The sequence below is a fragment of the Tistrella arctica genome (genome assembly GCF_039630945.1).
GTDB classification, from domain to species: Bacteria; Pseudomonadota; Alphaproteobacteria; order Tistrellales; family Tistrellaceae; genus Tistrella; species Tistrella bauzanensis.
On sequence record NZ_JBBKTV010000002.1, the window covers coordinates 264,457 to 287,018 of the forward strand.

21 protein-coding genes and 1 pseudogene are annotated in these 22,562 nt (G+C 65.1%); 6 read left to right on the top strand and 16 right to left on the bottom strand.

Annotated elements, in window-relative coordinates:
• Positions 1 to 51 precede the first annotated feature (51 nt).
• Positions 52 to 990 (bottom strand): LysR family transcriptional regulator, encoded by a 939-nt coding sequence (locus tag WG924_RS05120; RefSeq protein WP_345931944.1) that lies wholly within the window; start codon positions 988 to 990, stop codon positions 52 to 54.
• A 107-nt stretch (positions 991 to 1,097) separates the two neighbouring features.
• Here WG924_RS05120 and WG924_RS05125 point away from each other — a divergent pair, with 107 nt between their 5' ends.
• Both WG924_RS05125 and WG924_RS05130 read left to right on the top strand, forming a co-directional pair.
• Positions 1,098 to 2,117: an NADP-dependent oxidoreductase gene (locus tag WG924_RS05125; RefSeq protein ID WP_345931945.1), complete on the top strand. Its 1,020-nt coding sequence runs from the start codon at positions 1,098 to 1,100 to the stop codon at positions 2,115 to 2,117.
• Between the two features lie 171 nt (positions 2,118 to 2,288).
• Positions 2,289 to 3,191 carry an alpha/beta fold hydrolase gene (locus WG924_RS05130; RefSeq protein ID WP_345931946.1) on the top strand — a complete coding sequence of 301 codons (903 nt, stop codon included), beginning with the start codon at positions 2,289 to 2,291 and terminating at the stop codon, positions 3,189 to 3,191.
• Positions 3,192 to 3,246: 55 nt separating this feature from the next.
• On the opposite strand, the gene WG924_RS05135 is transcribed toward WG924_RS05130, so the two are convergent.
• On the bottom strand, positions 3,247 to 4,500 hold the full coding sequence (locus WG924_RS05135) for an acyl-CoA dehydrogenase family protein (RefSeq protein ID WP_345931947.1): 1,254 nt from the start codon (positions 4,498 to 4,500) through the stop codon (positions 3,247 to 3,249).
• 262 nt (positions 4,501 to 4,762) lie between these two features.
• Here WG924_RS05135 and WG924_RS05140 point away from each other — a divergent pair, with 262 nt between their 5' ends.
• Positions 4,763 to 5,005 (top strand): hypothetical protein, encoded by a 243-nt coding sequence (locus WG924_RS05140; RefSeq protein ID WP_345931948.1) that lies wholly within the window; start codon positions 4,763 to 4,765, stop codon positions 5,003 to 5,005.
• A 522-nt stretch (positions 5,006 to 5,527) separates the two neighbouring features.
• Here WG924_RS05140 and WG924_RS05145 read toward each other — a convergent pair.
• The 4 genes and pseudogenes from WG924_RS05145 to WG924_RS05160 form a co-directional block, all read right to left on the bottom strand.
• Positions 5,528 to 5,917 carry a nitrile hydratase accessory protein gene (locus WG924_RS05145; RefSeq protein WP_345931949.1) on the bottom strand — a complete coding sequence of 130 codons (390 nt, stop codon included), beginning with the start codon at positions 5,915 to 5,917 and terminating at the stop codon, positions 5,528 to 5,530.
• A gap of 41 nt (positions 5,918 to 5,958) precedes the next feature.
• Positions 5,959 to 6,570, bottom strand: a complete 612-nt coding sequence (gene nthA, locus WG924_RS05150) for a nitrile hydratase subunit alpha (protein WP_345931950.1) — start codon at positions 6,568 to 6,570, stop codon at positions 5,959 to 5,961.
• 11 nt (positions 6,571 to 6,581) lie between these two features.
• The gene (gene nthB, locus WG924_RS05155; protein ID WP_345931951.1) at positions 6,582 to 7,268 is read right to left on the bottom strand and encodes a nitrile hydratase subunit beta; all 687 of its coding nucleotides are present in this window, start codon (positions 7,266 to 7,268) and stop codon (positions 6,582 to 6,584) included.
• A gap of 73 nt (positions 7,269 to 7,341) precedes the next feature.
• Positions 7,342 to 8,008: pseudogene (locus WG924_RS05160) on the bottom strand (energy-coupling factor ABC transporter permease).
• Between the two features lie 272 nt (positions 8,009 to 8,280).
• Between WG924_RS05160 and WG924_RS05165 the strand changes: the two are divergent.
• Positions 8,281 to 9,333, top strand: coding sequence for a substrate-binding domain-containing protein (locus WG924_RS05165; protein ID WP_345931952.1), 1,053 nt, complete (start codon positions 8,281 to 8,283; stop codon positions 9,331 to 9,333).
• Between the two features lie 242 nt (positions 9,334 to 9,575).
• The gene (locus tag WG924_RS05170) at positions 9,576 to 10,034 is read left to right on the top strand and encodes a MarR family winged helix-turn-helix transcriptional regulator (protein WP_345931953.1); all 459 of its coding nucleotides are present in this window, start codon (positions 9,576 to 9,578) and stop codon (positions 10,032 to 10,034) included.
• Between the two features lie 137 nt (positions 10,035 to 10,171).
• On the opposite strand, the gene WG924_RS05175 is transcribed toward WG924_RS05170, so the two are convergent.
• The 7 genes from WG924_RS05175 to WG924_RS05205 form a co-directional block, all read right to left on the bottom strand.
• A complete protein-coding gene (locus tag WG924_RS05175) occupies positions 10,172 to 11,686 on the bottom strand; it encodes an amidase (protein WP_345931954.1) in 1,515 nt (504 codons plus the stop codon).
• Between the two features lie 195 nt (positions 11,687 to 11,881).
• A complete protein-coding gene (locus tag WG924_RS05180) occupies positions 11,882 to 12,595 on the bottom strand; it encodes an ABC transporter ATP-binding protein (RefSeq protein WP_345931955.1) in 714 nt (237 codons plus the stop codon).
• Between the two features lies 1 nt (position 12,596).
• On the bottom strand, positions 12,597 to 13,340 hold the full coding sequence (locus WG924_RS05185) for an ATP-binding cassette domain-containing protein (RefSeq protein ID WP_345931956.1): 744 nt from the start codon (positions 13,338 to 13,340) through the stop codon (positions 12,597 to 12,599).
• A gap of 1 nt (position 13,341) precedes the next feature.
• On the bottom strand, positions 13,342 to 14,466 hold the full coding sequence (locus tag WG924_RS05190) for an ABC transporter permease subunit (RefSeq protein WP_345931957.1): 1,125 nt from the start codon (positions 14,464 to 14,466) through the stop codon (positions 13,342 to 13,344).
• Between the two features lie 3 nt (positions 14,467 to 14,469).
• Complete coding sequence (locus WG924_RS05195; protein ID WP_188582008.1) at positions 14,470 to 15,336, bottom strand: ABC transporter permease subunit; 867 nt, start codon at positions 15,334 to 15,336, stop codon at positions 14,470 to 14,472.
• A 14-nt stretch (positions 15,337 to 15,350) separates the two neighbouring features.
• Positions 15,351 to 16,634: an urea ABC transporter substrate-binding protein gene (locus tag WG924_RS05200; RefSeq protein WP_345931958.1), complete on the bottom strand. Its 1,284-nt coding sequence runs from the start codon at positions 16,632 to 16,634 to the stop codon at positions 15,351 to 15,353.
• Positions 16,635 to 16,836: 202 nt separating this feature from the next.
• Positions 16,837 to 17,865, bottom strand: coding sequence for a substrate-binding domain-containing protein (locus tag WG924_RS05205; RefSeq protein WP_345931959.1), 1,029 nt, complete (start codon positions 17,863 to 17,865; stop codon positions 16,837 to 16,839).
• Between the two features lie 247 nt (positions 17,866 to 18,112).
• On the opposite strand from WG924_RS05205, the gene WG924_RS05210 reads away from it, so the two are divergent.
• On the top strand, positions 18,113 to 18,532 hold the full coding sequence (locus WG924_RS05210) for a MarR family winged helix-turn-helix transcriptional regulator (protein ID WP_345931960.1): 420 nt from the start codon (positions 18,113 to 18,115) through the stop codon (positions 18,530 to 18,532).
• A 35-nt stretch (positions 18,533 to 18,567) separates the two neighbouring features.
• On the opposite strand, the gene WG924_RS05215 is transcribed toward WG924_RS05210, so the two are convergent.
• Genes WG924_RS05215 through WG924_RS05225 form a run of 3 tightly spaced genes read right to left on the bottom strand, consistent with a single transcriptional unit; the run spans position 18,568 to position 22,554 of the window.
• Positions 18,568 to 20,064, bottom strand: a complete 1,497-nt coding sequence (locus WG924_RS05215) for an aminobutyraldehyde dehydrogenase (protein ID WP_345931961.1) — start codon at positions 20,062 to 20,064, stop codon at positions 18,568 to 18,570.
• A gap of 17 nt (positions 20,065 to 20,081) precedes the next feature.
• Positions 20,082 to 20,999: a LysR family transcriptional regulator gene (locus WG924_RS05220; RefSeq protein WP_345938082.1), complete on the bottom strand. Its 918-nt coding sequence runs from the start codon at positions 20,997 to 20,999 to the stop codon at positions 20,082 to 20,084.
• 49 nt (positions 21,000 to 21,048) lie between these two features.
• Positions 21,049 to 22,554: an aldehyde dehydrogenase family protein gene (locus tag WG924_RS05225; RefSeq protein WP_345931963.1), complete on the bottom strand. Its 1,506-nt coding sequence runs from the start codon at positions 22,552 to 22,554 to the stop codon at positions 21,049 to 21,051.
• Between the last annotated feature and the right edge of the window lie 8 nt (positions 22,555 to 22,562).

Below are 22,562 nucleotides of genomic sequence, written 5' to 3' on the forward strand. Positions count from 1 at the left end.
CAATCCGCCGTCAATCACGTCGCAATATGCAAATGTCACGGGCCGGGCTGATCAAAGCGACAGCGCGGCGGCAGCGGTCATGCGGTCGTGGAAAATCTCGTGCAACACCGCCAGGAACGCCCGCACCGCCGGGTTCGCCCGCCGGCTTTCCGGCCAGAGGGCCGTAATGTTGTCGCGGTCGACGGCAAATCCGGACAGGATCGGGACCAGGTCGCCCCGCGCCACATAGGGCGCCGCGATGAATGTCGCACAGACGCCGATGCCGCCACCGGCCGCGAGGCTTGCGATCAGCGCATCGCTGGCGTCGACGACGAGTCCGGATTGCGGGACGATCTCGACGACCTGCCCGCCGATCCGGAACGGCCAGCGGAACACCTGCCCGGTGCTCTGGTAACGGAGATTGACCGTGTCATGCCCCGCCAGGGCGTTCGGGTGCACCGGCGTGCCACGTCTTGCCAGATAATCCGGTGATGCGAAGGCACAGAGCCGGTGCGGGGTAAGCCGGCGCGACAGCAGCCGCCCATCCGCCAGCTCGCCGATCCGCACCGCAATATCGATCCGGTGCTCGATAAGATCGACCATCTGATCGTTGAGCCGCAGATCGACCGTCACCGCGGGATAGCGTCTGCGGAAAGCCGGCAGCGCGGGGGCGATCACATGGATCCCGATCGGCAGCGGCGCTGCGATCCGCAAGGTGCCGGAAGGTTCCGAGCGTGCGGTGATGGCCATCTGCTCGATGTCTTCCGCATCCCGCAACAGCCTCAGCGCACGCTCATGCAGATCGCGCCCTTCGGGTGTCAGCGTCAACGAGCGCGTGGTGCGGGTGAATAGCGACACCCCCAGGCGCTGCTCCAGCCGCTGCACGCTCTTGCTCACCGCCGAGGGGGTGATCGACAGCGACCGGGCAGCGGCCGTGTAGCTGCCCATCGACCCGGCTCTGGCAAAGGCGATCAGGCCCGCCAGCCGCTCCAATCCCATTTGTTCCTTCATGGCATTATTAAAGCGAAAGCGACGGCTATTATCAATTCAGATGTCCGGGAACATATGGTCGCTGTCGCCATTGCTGGCGACGCATCACGCTGTGGAGGACGACATCGATGTCGCGAGAGATGATGAAGGCCGTGCGCCTGCACGCATTCGGTGGCCCCGAGGTGCTGGTCTACGAGGATGCGCCCATGCCCGATCTGACGCCCGGTCATGTCCGCGTCCGTGTGCATGCGGTCGGCCTCAATCCCCCCGACTGGTATCTGCGGGACGGATATAAGACGCTGCCCCCGGAATGGCGGCCGCCGCACGCCTTCCCGATCATTCCAGGAACCGACATTTCAGGCGTGGTCGAGGCGGTCGCCGACGACGTGACCGGCATCTCGGTCGGCGACGCGGTCTATGCGATGGTGCGTTTTCCGGAAGGCGTGTTCGGGGACAGCAAGGCCTATGCCCAATATGTCAGCGTGCCGGTGTCGGACCTTGCCGTGAAGCCGGCCGGTATCGATCACCTGCACGCCGCCGGCGCGCCGATGTCGCTGCTCACCGCCTGGCAGTTCATGATCGACCTCGGGCATGATGAGCCGAACCCGCTTCAACCCCACAAGCATGAGCCGGTGCCGCTGGAGGGCAGGACCGTTCTCGTCAACGGAGCCGCCGGCGGCGTGGGGCATTTCGCCGTGCAGATCGCCAGATGGAAGGGCGCGCGGGTGATCGCGGTGGCATCGGGCCGACACGAGGCACTTCTGCGCGAGCTCGGCGTCGACGACGTCATCGACTACAGGAAAACCGCCCCCGAGGACATCATCCGCGATGTCGATCTGGTCATCGACACGCTTGGTGGCCCGACCACTGGGCGCTTCCTGCGCTTGTTGAAACGCGGCGGCGCCCTGTTCCCGATCTTTCCGCTGGGCTTTTCCGGTGCGGACGAGGCAGGCGCGCTGGGGGTCACGGTGTCGACCACCCAGGTCCGCTCCAACGGCGCGCAACTGGCGGAACTCGCCCACCTGCTCGACGACGGCACCTTCCGCGTCGTCATCGATAGCAGCTATCCGCTCGCCGATGCCCGCAAGGCCCATGAGCGGGCCGGGGAAGGGCACATTCAGGGCAAGATCGTGCTCACCGTCGACTGACCGGGCGGGGCGGCGACATAAAGGGAGGGCGCGCGCAGGGGGGGCGGCGCGCGGCAAAGCTGCAACCGGCGGACAGAATGTTCTTTATTTGTTCGCGTTACGGTTCTAGGATCATCCGGCTGTTTCACCTGTACACAGCGCTTCTGAACCACCAGCGCCGGTCGTTACGCCATGTCTCACGAAGCCGCCCTGCCCGCCCCCGAAAGCCGTCTGGTGACGGTCGATGGTTTCGCCCTTCAGGTGCGCATCGAAGGCCGCGACACGCCCGGCCGGCCGGTGCTGCTGGTGATCGGCTCGGCCCTGTATTATGCCCGCAGCTTTCCGGCCACCCTGCGGCAGAAGATGCAGTTGGTGTTCGTCGACCATCGCGGCTTCGCGCCGGGCAATCATGCCACCGATCCGGCCGCCTATGCGCTGGACAGGCTGCTGGGGGATGTCGAGGCTGTCCGCCTGCGTCTGGGCCTGGGGCAGGTGGCGGTGTTCGGCCATTCGGGCCACGGGTTTCTGGCGCTGGAATACGCCAAGGCCTATCCCGATGCCGTCACCCATGTGGTGATGGCCTGTCTCAGCCCCGATTATTCGGTGGCGGCGCATGAGGCGGGCGAGCGCCATTTCGCCGAAACCGCCTGCCCCCACCGCAAGGCGTTGCTGGCGGCCAATCTGGCGCGGCTGCCGGCGGCGATCGCCGATGATCCGTCGCGTGCCTTCATCAGCTATTGCCTGCTGACCGGCCCCAAGGCGTGGTTCGATCCGACCTTCGATGCCGCCCGGCTGTGGGCGGGGGTGGAGACCAACATGGCGATGTTCGACCATGTCTGGGGCACGGTGTTCCGCGACATCGACATCACCCGCGGGCTGGACCGGCTGGCGGTGCCGGTGCTGCTGATGCTGGGCCGGCACGACTATCTGGTGCCCCCGGCCTGGCTGTGGGAGGTGGTGCGCGACCGCTTCGCCGATCTCACCATCCGGGTCTTCGAACACAGCGCCCATGCGCCCTTCTTCGAAGAGCCCGACCAGTTCGATGTCGAACTGGTCGGCTGGCTGGACGCACACCCCTCGCTCCAGTCCGATTGACCGGCGCTGTCGTCGCCATCGGCGCCGCCGGGCAGAACCTGTGCCGCCGGGCGGATCAGACAGCCGGCGCCACGAAATGCAGCGCGTTGCGGCCGGTCGCCGCCCGTGCCGCCGCCAGTTCGGCGCGGGCCACGGTTTGAAGATGCACCTCGTCCGGCCCGTCGAGCACACGCAGCGCCCGCCCCCAGTTCCACAAGGCCGCCAGCGGCGTGTCGGGCGACAGGCCGGCGGCACCGAACACCTGCATCGCCCGGTCCACGACGCGGGTCTGCAGGCGCGCACTGGCCAGCTTGATCGCCGACACCGCGGTACGGGCGGCGGCATTGCCTTTGGCGTCCATCAGCCAGGCGGCATGCAGCACCAGCAAGCGGCACTGGTCGATCTCGATCCGGCTTTCGGCGATCCAGTCGCGGATATTGGCCCGCTCAGCCAGGGGCTGGCCGAAGACCCGGCGCTCCAATGCCCGTTCGGTCATCAGTTCCAGCGCCAGTTCGCACTGGCCGATGCTGCGCATGGCATGATGCACCCGCCCCGGCCCAAGCCGTGCCTGAGCAATGGCAAAGGCCGATCCTTCCTCGCCGATCAGGTTGCAGGCGGGCACGCGCACGCCGCGGAACACCACCTCGCCATGCCCCTCGGGCGAATGCGCGCCCATCAGGGTGATGTCGCGGGTGATGCTCACCCCCGGCTGGTCGATCGGCACGATGACGAAGGAATGCCGCCGGTGGCGCGCCGCCGCCGGATCGGGGTCGGTGATGCCGAACACGATCGCGACCTTGAGTTTCGGATGGCGCGTGCCGGTGATGAACCATTTCCGGCCGTCGATGACATAATCATCCCCGTCACGGCGGATGGTGGTCGCCAGATTGGTCGGGTCCGACGAGGCCGCATCCGGCTCGCTCATGCAGAACACCGAGCGGATCTCGCCGGTCAGCAACGGATCGAGCCAGCGGGCCTTCTGCGCGGGCGTCCCGAACAATTGCAGCAATTCCATATTGCCGCTGTCGGGGGCCGCGCAATTGAACACCTCGGCCGACCACGGCACCCGCCCCATGATCTCGGCCAAGGGCGCATAGTCCAGGTTCGACAGGCGCAGGCCCGGCTGGTCGTCGGCGAGCGACGGCAGGAACATGTTCCACAACCCGGCTTCCCAGGCCCTGGCCTTCAACCGCTCGATCAGCTCCACCGGATGGTTGCCGGCGGCGATGGCATGATGAAACGCGGCATTGGCCGGCAGGATATAGTGGTCCATGAAATCGCGCAGACGCTGGCGCAGCGCCTCCACCTCTGGGCTGTGATCGAACTGCATGCTGCACTCTTTCGAACGGCCGGACCGGCAAGCTGTCTTGCCCCAGAAAATTATTCATACGTTTGTTTGAATTTAATATCGGCGACCTCGGCGACCGCGTCAAGCGGGAAGCGGCGCCTGTCGCCACGCACGGAGGCCAGGCGTTCAATGATCCGCCCCGGTCATCCACGGGCCTTCGGCGGGAACCTTTGCGCGCCACCGGCGTTTCATCGCCCTGATGGGGCCGCGCACCGGCCCCATCCCACAGCCGAGAGGACACAGGATGACGGACAATCAGAACGACCGCCGCACCGGCGACGGCATCACCCCCGGTCCCCATCCCGATGTCGACGCAACCGCGACCCCTGGCCCCGATGCCCGCCCCGACCCCACGGGCACGCCGCCGGTGATGCCCAGGACCGAGGCCCGCCAGGCCCGCACCACCGGCCGCGTCCGCTATATCCTGACGATCAGCCTGGGGCTGGCGGTGCTGGCGATGATCATCGTCTATCTGGTGATTGCCTGAGGGCGGCCGCGTCGTGTGGTCGTGAATGCAGTCCCGACAAACACCGCCGGCAGGTTGACCTGACCGGCGGATATCAAGCAGTCACACGCTTTGGCGTCATATGCGTCTTTGCACCGTTGCAGCCGATAGTGCCCGTGTCTTCAGGCCCGCTGCCACAAATGCCGCGGCGTCCGGCAGTTCCGGGTCGACCAGATCACGTGCTGCATCGATTTCGACGGCGACGTCTTCGATGACGTCCCGTTGTTCCTTCAGCGGATTCTGGGCCTGCCTGGTCGACGCGCAGAAAGGAGCCGGCGGCAGAAGTTCGCTCGCGTCATATGTGGGGATCGGTCGACTCGGAAGCGGTTATCCTGGCCGCTCTGGCGCGTGTCGACGGTACGGTTGCCGCCGAGGAAATCACTGATCTAAAGGCGTGGTGCGGCCGAGCATACAGATCCCGATCAGGTGGCTCCCCCTGATCGGGATCTGCTGTCGTGGCCGTCGTCTCCGACAGGATGCCGAAGCCAGGCCTGCCTCACCGCATCAGATCGCGGCGGCGTCTACCGTGATCGGGTCGTATCGGGCGACGTGATGCTTGTGCGGCGGCGTGTCGAGGATGGTTCTCGCACGATCGTCGAGATTGTCGGTCGACAGTCTGTCATGACGCGCCAGTACGACTTCAAGCGCCGTCACAAAATGCTCGTAATAGTTCCAGTCCTCGGATGAAAAGTCGGGGTTGGCCGCCTCCCAGTGGCGGATGGCATCGGTGAGCGCCTCCTGGAATTCATCCCAGCCGAATTCCCCCGCGTTGCAGGCGGCGACAGCAACGGCAAAAATGCGCAATTCCCAGGGCTTGTCGAAAGCGGCCTGCCCTTCGCGCTGCCGCAGGATGGTGGCAAGGTCGGTACCGCAGGTCATCGATACAGGCTGCATATCCGGTTCCTTATTCACGCCTGTCATTCTTCACGCCGGCGTCAGGCGGTCCGCGTCAGGCCGGTGCCGATCATCGAATCCCGCGTGACCAGGCCGGCAAGCGCGTCTTCGCTCATCCCTTCGCTTCCGTCGGGGCGCTGCGGGATCACCCAATAGCGGATCTCGGAATTCGAATCCCAGACCCGGATCTCGGTCTCGGCCGGGATGTCGAGCCGGAAATCCTCCTTCAGACAGAGCCGCGGTTCCCGGATGATCCGCGCCCGATAGGGCATCGACTTGAACCAGTTCGGCGGCAGGCCCAGCACCGGCCACGGGTAACAGGAGCACAGCGAGCACACGACGACGTTGTGGATGGCCGGCGTGTTCTCGACGGCGATCATATGCTCGCCCTGCAACCCGCCGATCCCGAGTTCCGCGCAGGCTTCCGTGGCGTCCTTCAGCAGACGTGCCTTGAAGTCTGGATCGGTCCAGGCCTTGGCCACCACTTGGGCGCCAAGGTTGGGCCCGACTTCATGTTCGTAGATTTCGGCGAACCGGTCGACGCCGGCTTCCGACATCAATCCTTTCTCGATCAGAATCGATTCGATGGCTTTGACGCGCGCGGTGATTTCTTCTTCGGTGCGCGGCGTGTGAACGAGATTGACACGGGTCATCTGCCTACCCCTCAGGACTGTGCGCGCGTGATATAGGGTTCCCACATATCGGTATGCTGGCAGGCATTCGGGTCGGCATACGCCGATCCGAAAAGCTCGGCCTGCGTGAACCGCACCGTATAGAGATGCTCGGCCGTCTCACCCTGGCCATTGCCGGTCGTGTCGGGAAAGACATGGGCGCCGTGATACATCACGATCTCGCCGGTACGGCCCATCGTGTAGCGCGGCCGTCGGTGGTGATGGCGGGGCACGGAGGCGTCGACCACCACCCTGTCGCCGATCGCGAATTTGGGCTCGTGGCCAACGTCGCGCGCCGCGGGAAAGCCGTTCTTGACCGCCCACTCGGCGAAATCGACAAGGGCTGGATCATCATTGGGCGGCAGGCGCACATCCGGATAGTCCAGATAATAGGCCATCCGCTTGTCGAGTTCCCCGCGCGACCAATAGGCCTTCTCGGTGCCGATCCGCTCCACCGCCTCGACCCAGTGTTCGTAATAGAAGGCGGTCAGGTAATGAAGCGGATGCATCTTCTCCAGATGCCTGCGGAACTCGTCCAGCCCGAACATGCCGGCGCGGGCGGCAAAGGGAAACAGCGCCCAGGCCGCCTTTTCCCAGGCCGCATGATAGGGCGGCTCCCAACCTGTCGGCCCGACCGGTCCCATGCCGTCGATGCCACCGAGATCATGAATGCCATTCATCGATCATGTCCTTCTCGTCGCGAGACCATCCCAAGGCGTGCAGACAGGCTCTTGCTGCCAGCAAGCGCCTTTGTCATGCTGAAGCGTGCAGCCGGCGCTCCAGGACCAGGCCGCCCCGCATGGACTTCGCGATGGCCAGCACGCCCAGATCGATCAGCGGCTCGGCCAGGATGACCGCCAGATACGCAGCCCCGAAGGCAGAGACCGATTGCAGCGTGGCCATGGTGACGCCCTGGCCATAGAGCACCCAGAAGGCCACCCAGGCGACGATGCCGGCCTGATAGGTCACCGACAAGGCCAGCACCTGACGATAGCCAAGGTCGACATAGGGCGTCTGAGGTGCAATCAGCCGGTCGGCGACGTAAGACAGCGCAAACAGTGGCACAAGAAGCGTCGTGACGTTCATGCCGTATTGCGGCAGATCGAACGGGGCGAAAGCCACCCCCTGGACCAGCAGACCCAGCGCGAGACCGATTGCCGCCGGCGCCGCGCCGAAGAGAAGAAACAAGGTCGATCCAAGGATCAGATGCACCTCCGACACACCCACAGGCGGATGCGGCAACACCTGAAAAAGCCCCAGAACAATGACGGGCAATACCGCCGCGCACCGCGAACGACGTCGCGCCACGCCTCATGACATCGTCACGTCCGGCCTTCAATGCCACCAGTCCGGCCCCCGCAGCCGTCCCGTAACTCAGAATGATCTTCGCACCATCAACAATGCCCGGTTCGATATGCATCGTTCCGCCTCCTGCCATGCATGTCGGTGAGTCGTACCTGTCTGGGGGCATTCGCCGTGGCTGGCGCCCGGACGCGCTCATCCCACACGTCACGGAAGCCCCGCTCTCATCAGGTACTGTCTTATTCGTAATTGTCAGATGACATTATTGCAAAGGAAATATATTTCTATCCGTACCGATCGCCGGACGTGCCGGCGGCGTCGCAGACCGATGTCTCTTGATGAGGATTCGCGTCATTCCTATGCTGTCTGGACTCTCAGGGGGCAACGCTGATGACAAAGATCAAGATCGGCCTGTTGATCTCTCAGAGCGGGCCAACCGGCGTCTGGGCTCCGTCCTGCATAAACAGTGCAATTCTCGGCGCAGCCGAGGCCAATGCAGCCGGCGGTATTCGCGGCGCCGAAATTGATCTGGTTGTCCGCGATGCCGGCTGGGAACCGGCATCGGCCACGCGACTTGCGCGTGATCTCATCGATGTCGACGGCGTATCGGCAATTGTGGCAATGGTCGCCTCCAATGCGCGGCGCGCCATATCATTTGCCGTGGCCGGGCGCGTGCCGTTCATCTATACGCCGAACTATGAGAGGGACGAGCCCGAGCCGACAATCGCGGTCAGCTCCACGGATGATCATCTGATCCCACCCATGCTCGCCTGGATCGAACAGCGCTTCCACGCCCGGCGCTTCTTCCTGATCGGCAGCGACTATCGCTGGCCCCGGCGGAGCATGCCGATGGCCGGCCGGATGATCTCGACAACCGGTGGCCATGTGGTCGGTATGCTGGCGCGCCCGCTGAACGCCTCCGACATCTGGGATCAACGCGCCATCGAAGACATCCGGAGAACAAAGCCGGATGTGGTGCTGTGTTTCCTGGTCGGTGATCAGGGTATTCCGTTTTATCGGGCCTATGGTGACGCCGGACTTGCGGCGCTGATCCCGCGATGCGCCATCGCCACAGACGAAACCGTTCTGACCAGTCTCGCCCCCGCTGCCATGGAGGGACTTTATGCAGGCGCCTGTTATTTCGCCGCATCCCGCACGCCACCCAATACGGCCTTCATGGAACGTTATTGGTCATCCTTCGGGAGCTATGCGCCGATTCCGAATTTCTACGGCCAGTCGTGTTATGAAGGCATCAGCTTTTCGCTCGGTCTGCTTCAGATGGGTGAGACGACCGATCCGCAACGCCTTCTGCATCTGCCGATGAACCAGGTGGCGTATCGATCGGCGCGCTTCGACACCAGCATGAGCAATCTGGCACGGCGCCTGCCGGTCTATATCGCTGAAGCCGATGGCATGTCCTTCGCGATCATTGCCCGCTTCTGATATCTCCAGAACCCCACGGCAGACAAAGGACGCGCCTTTTGCCGCAGCCGCTCGACAGCGGAGATTGCTGACGGGCTGCCGGTTTTTTGGTATCGAAACACAGGCAGGTGGCTGTGGACATCTCCTGATCCGCCCCATCCCGGAATGCCCGTCGTTCTGATATGCCCGCTGTTCTGATATGCCCGCTGTTCTGATATGACTGCACTCTTTCGGCTCCGCCGGGAAGCGATGAGGAAATGATGATGTCCGGCGACACGCTTCAAACAAATATCGGGTTTCTTTTAGCCAGCCTGAACCGGCAGCTTGAGCGCGACCTGGAAGAAAATCTGCGGCCAATGAAGCTGCCTGTGGATCAGCTTCGGGTGCTTCAGACCCTGGCCTTCGACAATACAGGCGAAGGACTGAGCATGTCTGAACTCGCCAGGGCTGTTCTTGTCGATGCCTCGACGCTGACCAAGGTGGTCGACCGGATGATATCCGACAGCCTGGTCTACAGGGCAGCCGATCCGGCCGACCGCCGCCGCGTCAAGGTGCTGCTGACCCATAAGGGTGCAAGCCTGCTCAACACGCTGCGTCCGCTGCTCCACCAGCAGGAGCAGGATCTTCAGAAGACATTCGAAGTCCTCATGGATGCCCGGAATCCGAAAGACTTCGCGGAACTGCTTGGGCATTTGTACAAGCGGGTCGCCGATCCGCAGTAGAGACGACCAGAATTTCCGCGCCCGGATGTGCACAGAAACAAGGGCCGCCTGAAAAGCGGCCCTTGTTTCCTGTCTTCGTTGGCGGTCGTCGTGCTCCGTCATACCTGGCTGCACCGCCGCCAGACGTCGTCACCCGATCAGAAGGTCTTCCAGTCGCCGACGCCCTCGAAAGCGGCCGCGGCGGCATAGATGGTGCTCTCGTCGTAATCCTTGCCGACCAGCATCATGCCCACCGGCAGACCGTCGATCAGGCCGCAGGGCACGGTCATCGCCGGGTGGCCGGTCACGTCGAACTGCTGGGTGTTGCCCAGCACCGCGAAGGCCTTGGTGATGTATTCGGTCAGCGAGGCGTCGGGGCCGGGATGTTCCGGCGCGACGATCGGGCAGGTCGGCATCAGCAGCAGGTCGTATTCGGCCAGGGCCGCGTCATAGGCCGCCTTCACCAGCCGGGCGATGTTCTGCGATTTGCCATAGAAGCGGCCATTATACTTCTGGATGAAGTATTCGCCGATGAACATCGAAATCTTCAGCGACGGTGACAACTCGTCGGCCCGCTGCCGCCAGCCGGCATGGGCGTCCAGAAGGCCGACATTGTACAGGCCCTTCCAGTTCATCCCCATACCGTTGCCGTGCATCATCTGCCACTGCAGGCCCTCCAGCGCGATCGGCCCCCAGATCGCGGCGGCGGTGAAGTGCTCGGGGATCGAGATTTCGGTGATCTCGGCACCCAGTGCCGCCAGCTTCTCGGCCGCCGCCCGCACCTTGTCGTACACCGCCGGATCGCCATTGGCGACCTCGAAGCCTTCCTTCAGCAACGCGATCTTCATGCCCGCGACGCCCTTGCCCAGCGCCTCGGTATAGACGGCGGTGACAGGCGCATACTGGCGCGGGTCCAGCCCGTCGGCGCCGGCCAGCACTTCCAGCAGCAGCGCGTTGTCGGCGACACAATTGGTCATCGGGCCGGTATGGTCGATCGTGGCCTCGATCGGCATCACACCGGTATAGGGCACCAGCCCATGGGTGGGCTTCATGCCATACAGGCCGCACAGTGAGGAGGGCATGCGGATCGAGCCGCCCTGATCGCCGCCGATCGCCATGTCGACCTCGCCCGCCGCGACCAGCGCGGCACTACCCGAAGACGATCCGCCAGCGGAATAGCCATACTTGTAGGGGTTGTGCACAGGGCCGGGCTGCGAGGTGTGGCTGCCACCCGACAGGCAGAAGAATTCGCAGGTCGCCTTGCCGACGATGGTGGCGCCTTCGTCGAGCATGCGGGTGACGATGGTGGCGTCGAGTGCCGGAATATAACCTTCCAGCGTCGAGGCGCCGTTCATCATCGGCACGCCGGCCAGGGCCACATTGTCCTTCAGAACCACGGTGCGGCCGGCAAGTTTGCCACTGGCCGCACCCTTCACCTCCGACTTCACATACCAGGCGTTGTACTTGTTCTCTGAACCCGTCGGGCGATAGCCGGGGGTGCGGGGATAGGTGACGACCGGAATGTTGTCGGGCAGCGCGTCGATCAGATCATAGGCCGCGAAATTGCCCTCCATCAGGGTCAGATATTCGGCGGCCTCGGCGGCGCTCAGCGTGATGCCGAGACCGGCGGCGAGATCGGTCAACTGGTCGACATTGGGGCGGGTGACGGACATGGTTGTCTCCGTTGTCCTTGAACATGAAGCCAGAGGCTGGGGACGAAAAGGTCAAAGGCTGGGTGTCGTGGCGCGAACCTGCTGGTCGCGCCACCCGTGTCGGGCCCGGTCGTCTCACTGAAAGTCTGGCGGGGGCCTTGTGGGTATTGTCGAGGTCGATCTTTCACGCGTGCATGCCGACAAAGTCGTCGGTCTTCACGCGTGCATGCCGACAAAGTCGGCAATGCGCTCCGGATCCGCCATCATTTCCGGCGAGACCTCGTCCGTGATCACCCCCTTCTGGATGATCAGCAGCCGGTCCGAGAGGGCGGTCAGGAATTCCAGGTTCTGTTCGACCAGGATCATCGCGATACCCGATTGGCGGCGCAGATCCTGAAGGGTTTCCACAATCTCATCCAGGATGTTGGGCTGGATGCCCTCGGTCGGCTCGTCGAGCAGAATGATGCGGGGTTGCGTGCACAGGCACCGGGCCAGCGCCAGCAATTGCTGTTCGCCGCCCGACAGCGCGCCGCCGCGCCGGTCCAGCAGCCGGGTCAGGCGCGGAAACAGGCTCAGCACCTGGTCGATCACCGCCTTGTCCTCACGCGACTTTCCGGCCTGTCCCATCCGCAGATTTTCAAACACCGACAGATCGGGGAAGATCTGGCGGCCCTGCGGGACATAGCCGATGCCGGCGGCGGCCTTCTGCGCCGGCTTGGCACCGGTGATGTCGCGGCCATCGAGCGTGATCCGCCCGGCGGTGGCCGGCAGATAGCCCATCAGGCTGCGGATCAGCGTGGTCTTGCCCATGCCGTTATGGCCCAGAATCCCCAGGAACTCCCCCGGCGCCAGGGTGAAATCGATGCCCATCAGGATCGGGATACGGCCATAGCCCGACCGCAGCCCCTGAACCGACAACAGCTCCGCCATCTCAATGCACCTTCTTGCCAAGATAGACGTCGCGCACCCGCTGATCGGCCAGCACCGCATCGACGGTGCTTTCCACCAGCACGGCGCCCTGATTGAACACGGTCACGGTCTTGGCGATCATCCGGATGAACTGCATGTCGTGCTCGACCACGATCAAGGCCTTGGTCTGGTTGATATCGCGGATGATCTCGGCGGTGCGCAGAACCTCGTCATGGGTCATGCCCGCCGCCGGTTCGTCCAGCAGGATCAGGTCCGGATCGCCGGCGATCACCATGCCGATCTCCACCCATTGCCGCTGACCATGGGACAGACGCCCAACCTGGGCGCCGGCCAGATGCGTCATCCGGATACGGTCGAGCACCGAGGCCACGACGTCGTTGGCCCGCCGGTCCAGATGCTGGCGCCGCGCCGCCAGCCAGATATGCTCGCGCACGCTCAAGCCATCGAACACGTTCGGCACCTGGGTCTTGATGCCGATGCCGCGCCGCGCGATCGCATGCGGATCATCGCCGGCGATCGGCGCGCCGCGGAAGCTGATGGCACCGGTGCTGGGCTTCAACTGGCCGGTCAGCATCTTGAAGAAGGTGCTCTTGCCGGCGCCGTTGGGGCCGATCAGGCAGCGCAGTTCCAATTCACGCAGGGTCAGGCTGACATCGCTGACCGCGACCACGCCACCGAAGCGCATGGTCAGATTGCTGGTCTGAAGCAGGATGCCGTCGGCGGCGGTGGTGTCCTGGATGGTCATGTCACTTCGCCCCCTCGGCCATGCGGGCATCGGGCGCGGCATCGGCGGTGTCGGCGTCCCGGCCGCCGGCGCCGGCCGGCCACAGCCGCTCGATCACCCGCCAGGCCAGCAGCCGCGCCATCGGCACCAGCCCCATCGGCATCGCCAGCACGAAGGCCAGCAGAATGGCGCCCATTACCAGATCGGCATTGAAGCTTTGCTGGGTGCCGATCTGCAGGATCAGATACTGCATCAGGAAGCAGCCGATCACCGGCCCCAGCAGGGTGCCGAGCCCGCCGATGGTCACCCAGATGATGATCTGCGCCGCGGTCGACAGGCTGAACACCGTCGGGCTGACAAAGGCGCCCCAATTGGTGAACAGGCAGCCGGCAAGCCCCGCCACGCCGCCGCCGATGACGAAGGCGAGCAGCTTGTAGATCCGCGGGTCATAGCCAAGCAGCGCGGCCCGGGTCTCGTTCTCGCGCACGGCCACCACCACCCGGCCGAAATGGGTGCGCAGCACGCCCTTCAGCAGCAGATAGACCAGCAGCAGACACCCGGCCGAGAGATACCAGTTCTCCTCCGGTCCGAAGAAATAGTCGGGGTTTCCCGGCATCGACAGCCCCGGCACCGCCGGGATGCCGTTGAACCCGCCAAGCGGCGCGTCGCCGATGGTATAGGCGTCACCGGCGGTGCTGTTGACCACGTTGAACAGGATCAGCGTCACCGTCAGCGTGATCACGCCCAGATACACGTCGCTGATCCGGCCATAGAACATGAAATAGCCGAGCACCGCCGCGAACACCGCCGGCACCAGCACCGCCAGCGCCACCGCCGACCAGCCGCCATCGGTGTTGATGGCGGTGACGGCGAAGGTATAGGCGCCCAGACCGAAAAAGGCGGTCTGGCCGAAGGACATGATGCCGCCGAAGCCCCAGATAAAGCCCAGGCTGAGCGCCAGAATGCCCATCACCGCGAAGATGGTGTACTGCATCAGGTCGAACAGCTCGACCATCATCGGCATGAACACGACCAGGGCAGCGGCGGCGACGATGCCCAGGGTCTGGGCAGCTTTTGCCAGATTGGCATGGGTCAGGCCCGCACTGGTCAGGCCCGCATTGGTCAGGTTTGCGTTTGGCGTGGGCATGGGTCAGAGGCTCCCCCTGAAGAAGCGTCCCGAGATGCCCTGGGGCAACAGGCGGATCAGCACGATCGCGAACACGAACAGGAACACCTCGCCGATCACCGGGGTCGTGAGATACGAGGCGGACTGATTGATGAAGCCGAACAGCCCCGATGCCGTGGCGCTGCCGGTGATCACCGATGCCCCGCCCGCCACCACGGTGATGAAGGCCTTGGCGATATAGGCGGCGCCCATGGTGGGCAGCACGCCGGCCACGGGGGCGAGCAGGCCGCCGGCCAGGCCGGTGATCGCGGCCCCCAGCCCGAAGGTCGCCATATAGACCTTGGGCGGGCTGACCCCCATGGCCGCCGCCATGTCGGGGTTCTGCATGGTGGCGCGGGCGATCAGCCCGAAGCGGGTGCGGCGCATCAGCAGCCACAATCCGCCCAGCAGCAGCGCCGCCACCACCACCAGAAACACAGTGTACTGGCTGCTGCGATAGGCGCCGATGGTGAAACCGCCAAGCGGCGACGGCACGCTTTTGATCGTGTTGCCGAAGATGGTGGTGATCAGGCCCACGAGAAACAGGCTCAGGCCCCAGGTGGCGAGCATCGAATCCACCAGCCGCCCATAGAGCAGGCGGATGAAGGTGCGCTCCACCACCAGCCCGACCAACCCCACGAAGACCGGCGAGATCACCAGCATGGCGATCCAGATATTGATGCCGCTATCCACCGCCACCACCGTGGCATAGGCACCCAGCATCAGGAATTCGCCATGGGCAAGGTTGATGATTTTCATCATCCCGAAGATGACGGCGAGCCCCGTGCACAGAAGGATCAGCGAGGCGATGCCGTTCAGCACATCCAGGGTCAGGACGGCTGCGAGATCCATGAGCCTGTCCCCTGTCAGAGCGAGATGACGTACTGCTTGGTATCGCGGGGGTTGGCGATCAGGTCGCACACCGCCGCGGTATCGGCCGGCGGCTGGTCGGGATAGCTGCCGACCACGCTCCACAGCTTTTCCTTGGCTTCGGCCAGGAAGGCGTTGCGCACGGTGTGATGGGTTTTGTGATCGATGGTGACCGTGCCGGTCGGACCGTCGAAGCTCATGCCCTCTTCCAGCGCCTCGGTGACCTTCATCCGGTCGATCGACTGGGCCTTCTTCGCCGCCTCGACCCACAGATGGAAGCCTTCATAGGTGCAGGCCGCCAGTTCGCTGATATAGGGGATGCCGGGGAATTTCTCTTTCAGCGCGCCAGTAAATTTGGTGCTGGCCGGCGTGGTCAGTTCCTCGTAATAGCCGTAACCGCTGATAATACCGTCGCTTTCCGAGGCTTCCAGCGCCGCCAGTTCGTTGACCAGACCGAAGGTGGTCGAGGCGATCGGGATCGAGCCCTTCAGCCCTGCCGCCGCCCATTGGCGATAGAAGGCGGTGTGATTGCCGCCAACCAGGGCCGAGAACACCACATCGGGTTTGGCCTGCTGGATCTTGCTGATCGTCGAGCCGAAATTGGTCACGTCGAGCGGGAAGAAGTCGACCGACAGCACCTCACCGCCATTGTCGCGGGTGTATTTCTCCATCCATTTGGCGGTGATCTGGCCGTAATTATAGTCGGCCGCCAGGATGTAGACCTTCTTGCCCCAGCGCTCCAGCGCGTAAGGCACCAGCTTTTCAACGGTCTGGGCCGGGGTGGTGCCGGTCGAGAACACGTTGCGGTCGCAGACGCCGCCCTCATAGAGGGTGTTATAGAAATACAGCGTCTTGTAGCGCCCGAAGACCGGGCGGATCGCCTCACGCGATGCCGAGGTGATGCCGCCATGCACCACCGCCACCTTGTCCTTCAGCGCGATCTGCTGGGCATACTGGGTGTAGAGCTGGATGTTCGACTGGGTGTCGTAATGCACCAGCTTCAGCGGCCGGCCCAGAACGCCGCCCGCCGCGTTCACTTCCTCGATACCAAGTTCAAGCGCCCGCACCATCGGCACGCCCGAGGTGCCGACCGCGCCCGACTGGTCGTGCAGGCTGCCGATCAGGATCGGATCGTCCGAGCCCAGTGCCGCATGGCGCATGATCGCGGGTGCCGCGATCAGGCCGCCGGCGGCAAGCGCCGTGCTGCGGAGAAAGGTTCTGCGGGTGACGCTGCCCGATGCGGCGCCCCGGTTGGTGAGGTCTGTCCGGTTTTTGGACATAGGTCGGCTGCTCCCTGCCAATGGCCGTCTCCGACGCTCCCCGTCGCGACGACGTCATTACAGGTATTTGAATTCGTCAGTGTTGAAAAGTCAACTATATGATGCGCCGCAAAAAAGAGAGATGATCAGAGGCCGGTCCTGGTGCGATCCCCGACCGGCCTCTCTGATGCTCCCGCAATCCGGCCCGGCGGCCAGGGCACGGTCAGAACGAGGCGATATGTTTGAAATCAATGCCTTGTACAGTCGCCAGATGAACGGCAAGCGGCCCGGCCATGGCGTCGTGGCTGCGGGCCGATCGATGCGCCAGATGAAAGCGGTCGCGCCGCCGCGTCAGTCCGCCACTGACCGGGGCGGTGTCGATCAGGCTTTTCAGAAAGTGCACACCTTCGTAGCACGACTGCCCCAGCATGTTGGGCACCGGCGACCGTCGGCCGAACATCGCCTGATAGCTGTCGAGGAAGCTGTTGTTGGCCGCGGTGTCGAGGTTGCAGAAATAGCCCGAGACGCTGAACAGCCGCTCGGTGTTCTCTTCCCCCACGGCATAGAGCAGGTTCTCGTCGAAAGCCATGCACAACCGGCTCGCGGCACTGGCAAGGCCGGCCTCGCCGAAGGCACGATGGAAGCTGATCGCGTCTTCGCCCAGCAGCAGCAGCAGCACGCCATCGGCACCACTGGCGCGGATGGCATCCAGTTCGGCGGTGAAATCGCCATGGATCCAGGGAACATAGCGCTCCCCCACCACCCGCGCGCCCATCCGCCCGGCGATCGCCTTGACCAGCACCGCCGATCGCCTGGGCCAGACGTAATCGTTGCCCAGAATGAACCAGCGCTCCACCCGCTCTCGTTCCCCCATCCAGGCCATGGCCGGGGGCAGCAGCTCACGGCTGGTCTCGCCGATGGTATACACCCCCGGCGCCCGCTCGCCGCCCTCGTATTGCGGCGTATAGACATAGGGCACGCGGCCGGCGATCGTGGCCGCCATCGTCGCGCGAAGGTCGCTCGGATGCATCGCCACCACCGCGTCGATGGTGCGGGCGGCGATCGCGCCCGAGATCTGCGCGGCGATACGCTCGGGCGGCAGGCCGGCATCGAAGATGTCGATCGCGACCTCGCGGCCGCCGATGCCGCCGGCGGTGTTGATTTCCGCCACGGCCAGCCGGGCGCTGGTTTCGCAGGATGGCCCCCAGATACCCGCCGGGCCCTGGCGCTGGATCAGAAGTCCGATGTTCATCAAAGCCTCTCCCTGGATTGGCACAAGGCCGGGGTGTCGTCAGCGGCGGTTATCCGACATGCGGGTGCACCCGTCCTGGTCGTCGTCGGCGCCGTTCGATCCCCGCCCTTTCCCCGTTCGTGCATGTCCGTCGCTTGCCTAAACCACTGCGCGTCGGATAAATGATCCGGCCTGCCGGCTGGTCATCGGTCCACCACGCGTCGTCCAGCCGTCCTCCCGCCCCCGCAATCGAGGTTGCAGCGTCTTCGTGCCGCCGTCCATCGAGCATCACATCGCCTATATCACGGCCCGCGCCACCCGCTCGCTCGAACGCGAGCTGGAAGAGGCGTTGCGCCCCGAAAAGATCCCCCTGTCGACCGCCCGGGTGCTTGGCCTGCTCGACGACACCCAGGGCCGGCCGATGTCGGACCTGGCCGATGCGGTGCTGGTCGATCCGCCGACCATGACCAAGATGATCGACCGGATGGTGTCGCAATCGCTGGTCTTCCGCGCCCCCGACCCCGACGACCGCCGGCGGGTGCTGATCTTCATGGCGCCGCGCGGCCAGGAAACGTGGCAGCGCGTCCAGCCGATCCTGGCAGCCCAGCAGGCCCGCCTGGAAGCCGCCCTCAGCCCTGAAGGGCTGGACCGGCTGACCGATGCCCTGAATGCCCTGATGCAGGCATGATCGCCGCCGCGGCCCTCCCCTGCCCGTCTGCTGCGTCATGACGGAACATCCTCGTTGAGCAGGATGTGCTTGGCCACCGAATATTGATCCAGCGCATGCACCGACATGTCATAGCCGAAGCCCGACCGGCGCCGGCCGCCATGGGGCATCTCGGCCGGAAACACCATGTGATCGTTGATCCAGACGCAGCCATAATCCAGCCGGCGCCCGAACGCCATGGCCCGGCCGATATCGCGGGTCCACACCGATGCGGCAAGGCCATGTTCCGATCGGTTGGCGAAGCGCAGCGCCTCATCCACATCGGCCGAGCGCGTGACGGTGACCACCGGCCCGAAGACTTCGCGGGTCACGATCTCGTCCTGCGGGGCGGCATTCACGATCACGGTCGGCGCATAGAAACAGCCATTGCCGGCAATGGATGCGCCGCCGGTCGCGATCGTGGCGGTGCCCGATGCCCGCGCCCGTTCCACATAGCTGGCGACGCGGTCGCGCTGGCGGGGCGATATCAGCGGCCCCATCTCGGTGACCGGATCGAAGGGTGACCCGACGCGGATGGTCGACACCGCCGCGACCAGCCGCTCGACCAGCCGGTCGTGGATGCCCGGCGCCACGAACAGCCGCGCCGCGGCCGTGCAGTCCTGGCCGGCATTATAGAACCCCGCCCGGCGGACACAGGCCACCAGCCGGTCGATATCGGCGTCCTCGGCCACGATCACCGGGGCGTTGCCGCCCAGTTCCAGCAGGCTGCGCGTCACGCCGAATGCCGCCCCATCCAGCACCTTGCGCCCGGTGACCAGATCGCCGGTGACCGTGACCAGCGCCACGCCCGGATGGCGCACCAGCGCCTGCCCCACCGCCTCGCCGCTGCCCGCCACCACGTTCAGCACCCCGGCGGGCAGGATGTCGGCCAGCATCGCCGCCAGTGTCAGAAGCGACAGGGGCGCCTCCTCGCCGGGCTTCAGCACCACGGTGTTGCCGGCGGCCAGCGCCGGCGCCAGCTTCCAGGCCGCGATCATCAGCGGATAGTTCCAGGGGATGATCGCCGCCACCACGCCCAGCGGTTCGCGCATCAGAATGCTGGTGCGGCCGGGCAGATAGGCATCGGCCGCCATGTCCTGGCGGGTACGCGCGGCGCCCGCGAAAAACCTGAAGACATCCGCCGCCCGCGGCAGTTCGCCATCGCGTGACGCGCCGAGCGGCTTGCCGCAGTTGCGCGCCTCGATCGCGGCCAGGACCGGCGCCTGACGGTCGATGACATCGGCGATCGCCAGCAGCATCCGGGCTCGCGCGGCCGGTGTCAGCCCGGCCCAGCCCGGTGCCGCGCGCATGGCCGCCGCCACCGCCTCGTCCACCTGAACCAGCGAGGCATCGCGCAGGCTGGTGATCTGAAGCCCGGTCGACGGGTCGATCACCACCCGCTCCGGCCCTTCACCCGCAATCAGCCGACCGCCGATCAGCAGGTCGGTGCCGGCCTGTCCGGCCGTGCCGGGCGCGTTGTGCCAGGGCTGATCGTGCCTGGGCTGATCGTACATGGCCGTGCGCCCCCCGCTCAATCCGCCGCCCGATGGCCGGGGCGCTGCCCCTGCCGGCAGGACTGAAGAAAATGATCCACCGCCGCCGCGCGCTCCAGCCCGCGCCGCCACACCACCCCCACATCCAGGGCCGGCAGCGGATCGGCGATGCCGCGCACCTCCAGCCGGTCGCCTTCCAGCGACCAGGGGCGATAGGCGATGTCGGGGGCGATGGCGATGCCGGCGCCGGTCGCCACCATGCTGCGCACCGCCTCCACCGATCCGGTCTGGAACAGCACCCGCGGCATCAGCCCGGCCCGCCGGAAGATCCGGGTCAGGCTGTCGCCGTAATCATCGGCGGTCAGCACGATCAGCGGTTCCTGGCAGACATCGAACAGGCTGATCCGGTCGCGCTTCAGGAAGCGGTGATTGGGCGGCAGCCACAGCCGGTTCTGCGAGCGGGCCAGCACCTCGAAGGCCAGGGCCGCCTTCTCTTCAAGATCCGACACCACCAGGATCGCCACATCCAGCTCGCCATTGATCAGCAGATGCTCGATGAAACTGCGACGATCCTCCGACGGCATGACCTCGATGCCCGGAAAGGTGCGGCGGAAGCGGGCCAGCAGATCGGCCAGGAAATAGCCGGCGACCATCGGCGACACCCCCACGCCCAGCCGTCCGGTGAGCGCCCGCCCCGCCGCCGACAGGGTGCGGCCGGCGGCGGTCAGCGCCTCGATCATCGCATGGGCATGGCGCAGGAAATGGTGGCCCTCATGGGTCAGCGACACACCGCGCGGGTGGCGCTGAAGCAGCGGCACCCCCAACTGATGCTCGATCGACTTGATCGCTTCAGTCACGGCGGATTGCGACACCCCCACCAGCGCCGCCGCCCCCGTTACCGATCCGGCTTCCGCCGCGGCCACGAAATACCGGATATGCCGAAACGACAGGTCCATGCTGGTCGGCATGCTTTCACAACAAAGCTGACTTCCTGTCAGCCGGATCTCATCCCAGCGTCACCCACACGCTCTTGGTCTGGGTATGGGCGACAATGGCGTCGAAACATTTGTCGCGGCCATTGCCGGTCTGCTTCCAGCCGCCCCAGGGCTGGGTCATGTCGCCGTTCATATAGCCGTTCACCCACACCATCCCGCACTCGACACCGGCGGCGAAGCGATGCGCCTTGCCCAGATCACGCGTCCAGACACCGGCGGCCAGGCCATAGACCGTGTCATTGGCGATCCGCAAAGCCTCGTCAGGCCCATCGAAGCCGATCACCGCGCCGACGGGGCCGAAGATTTCCTCCCTCGCAATCCGCATGCCATTGCCCACATCGGCGAACAGGGTCGGCTCAACCCAGGCGCCGCTGTTATGGCCGGCGGGCACCGCGCCGCCGAAGGCCAGCCGCGCGCCCTCGTCGCGGCCGATGTCGATATAGCTCAACACCCGCTTCTGGTGGCTGCGCGTGACCAGCGGCCCCAGCGTGGTCGCCGGGTCCAGCGGGTTGCCGATCCGCACCGTGGCGCGGGTGCGGGCCGTGAAGGCCTCGACCACATCGCCCAGAATCGCCCGCTCCACCAGGATGCGCGAGCCGGCGCTGCACACCTCGCCCTGATTGCCATAGATGCCGGCGACCGCTGTATTCACCGCTGCCTCAAGGTCTTCGACATCGGCCATGATGACATGCGGCGACTTTCCGCCACATTCCGTCGAGACATGCTTCAGATTTGACTGGCCGGCATAAACCATCATCAACCCGCCAACTTCACCCGATCCTGTGAAGGCGATCTTGTCGACATCCATATGACGGGCCAACGCTTGCCCCGCCTCTTCGCCATAACCTGGCACGACATTCAGAATACCGGGCGGTCCGCCGGCCTCGACGAACAGCCGGCCCAGCAGCAGCGCGCTCAACGGCGACTGTTCGGCGGGTTTCAGAACCACGGCATTGCCCGCGGCCAGGGCCGGCGCGATCTTCCAGGCCGCCATCATCAACGGATAGTTCCAGGGCACGATGCAGCCGACCACGCCCAGCGGCTGCCTGAGGATGTAATGGAGGGCATCCTCGCCCGTCGCCGTGGTCATGCCGGTGATCTTGTCCGCCGCCTCGGCCATGAACCGGAAACAGGCAAGGCTGCCGGGCACGTCGATGGTCAGCATCTCGGCAATCGGTTTGCCCATATCCTGGGCATCGAGCACGGCAAATGCCTCTGCATGCGCCTCGATCAGATCGGCGAAACGATAAAGCACGGCCATGCGGGCACGCGGCGCGATCCGTGCCCAGGGTGCGGTTCGAAAAGCGCGGCGGGCCGAGGCCACCGCCCGGTCGATATCGATGGCACCGCCACGGGCCACCGTGGCGAGCACGCTGTCATCGGCCGGGTTGATCGTCTCGAACCGGCGGCCATCCGCCGCATCGACGAAAGCGCCGTCGATGAACAGCCCGGTGTCGGGGCGAAGGCTCCGGGCCAGAGCGGTCCAGTATTCCGTGGTCTTCAGGTCGGCGGACATGCGCGTGA

Excerpts from the sequence above, each read along its gene's own strand:
- WG924_RS05170 (WP_345931953.1), top strand. The coding sequence starts at position 9,576 with ATGTCCGGCGACACGCTTCAAACAAATATCGGGTTTCTTTTAGCCAGC.
- WG924_RS05195 (WP_188582008.1), bottom strand. The coding sequence starts at position 15,336 with ATGGATCTCGCAGCCGTCCTGACCCTGGATGTGCTGAACGGCATCGCC.
- WG924_RS05125 (WP_345931945.1), top strand. The coding sequence starts at position 1,098 with ATGTCGCGAGAGATGATGAAGGCCGTGCGCCTGCACGCATTCGGTGGC.
- WG924_RS05145 (WP_345931949.1), bottom strand. The coding sequence starts at position 5,917 with ATGCAGCCTGTATCGATGACCTGCGGTACCGACCTTGCCACCATCCTG.
- WG924_RS05135 (WP_345931947.1), bottom strand. The coding sequence starts at position 4,500 with ATGCAGTTCGATCACAGCCCAGAGGTGGAGGCGCTGCGCCAGCGTCTG.
- WG924_RS05120 (WP_345931944.1), bottom strand. The coding sequence starts at position 990 with ATGAAGGAACAAATGGGATTGGAGCGGCTGGCGGGCCTGATCGCCTTT.
- WG924_RS05180 (WP_345931955.1), bottom strand. The coding sequence starts at position 12,595 with ATGGCGGAGCTGTTGTCGGTTCAGGGGCTGCGGTCGGGCTATGGCCGT.
- nthA (WP_345931950.1), bottom strand. The coding sequence starts at position 6,570 with ATGACCCGTGTCAATCTCGTTCACACGCCGCGCACCGAAGAAGAAATC.
- WG924_RS05215 (WP_345931961.1), bottom strand. The coding sequence starts at position 20,064 with ATGTACGATCAGCCCAGGCACGATCAGCCCTGGCACAACGCGCCCGGC.
- nthB (WP_345931951.1), bottom strand. The coding sequence starts at position 7,268 with ATGAATGGCATTCATGATCTCGGTGGCATCGACGGCATGGGACCGGTC.
- WG924_RS05175 (WP_345931954.1), bottom strand. The coding sequence starts at position 11,686 with ATGTCCGTCACCCGCCCCAATGTCGACCAGTTGACCGATCTCGCCGCC.
- WG924_RS05130 (WP_345931946.1), top strand. The coding sequence starts at position 2,289 with ATGTCTCACGAAGCCGCCCTGCCCGCCCCCGAAAGCCGTCTGGTGACG.
- WG924_RS05185 (WP_345931956.1), bottom strand. The coding sequence starts at position 13,340 with ATGACCATCCAGGACACCACCGCCGCCGACGGCATCCTGCTTCAGACC.
- WG924_RS05140 (WP_345931948.1), top strand. The coding sequence starts at position 4,763 with ATGACGGACAATCAGAACGACCGCCGCACCGGCGACGGCATCACCCCC.
- WG924_RS05205 (WP_345931959.1), bottom strand. The coding sequence starts at position 17,865 with ATGAACATCGGACTTCTGATCCAGCGCCAGGGCCCGGCGGGTATCTGG.
- WG924_RS05220 (WP_345938082.1), bottom strand. The coding sequence starts at position 20,999 with ATGGACCTGTCGTTTCGGCATATCCGGTATTTCGTGGCCGCGGCGGAA.
- WG924_RS05190 (WP_345931957.1), bottom strand. The coding sequence starts at position 14,466 with ATGCCCACGCCAAACGCAAACCTGACCAATGCGGGCCTGACCAGTGCG.
- WG924_RS05225 (WP_345931963.1), bottom strand. The coding sequence starts at position 22,554 with ATGTCCGCCGACCTGAAGACCACGGAATACTGGACCGCTCTGGCCCGG.
- WG924_RS05165 (WP_345931952.1), top strand. The coding sequence starts at position 8,281 with ATGACAAAGATCAAGATCGGCCTGTTGATCTCTCAGAGCGGGCCAACC.
- WG924_RS05200 (WP_345931958.1), bottom strand. The coding sequence starts at position 16,634 with ATGTCCAAAAACCGGACAGACCTCACCAACCGGGGCGCCGCATCGGGC.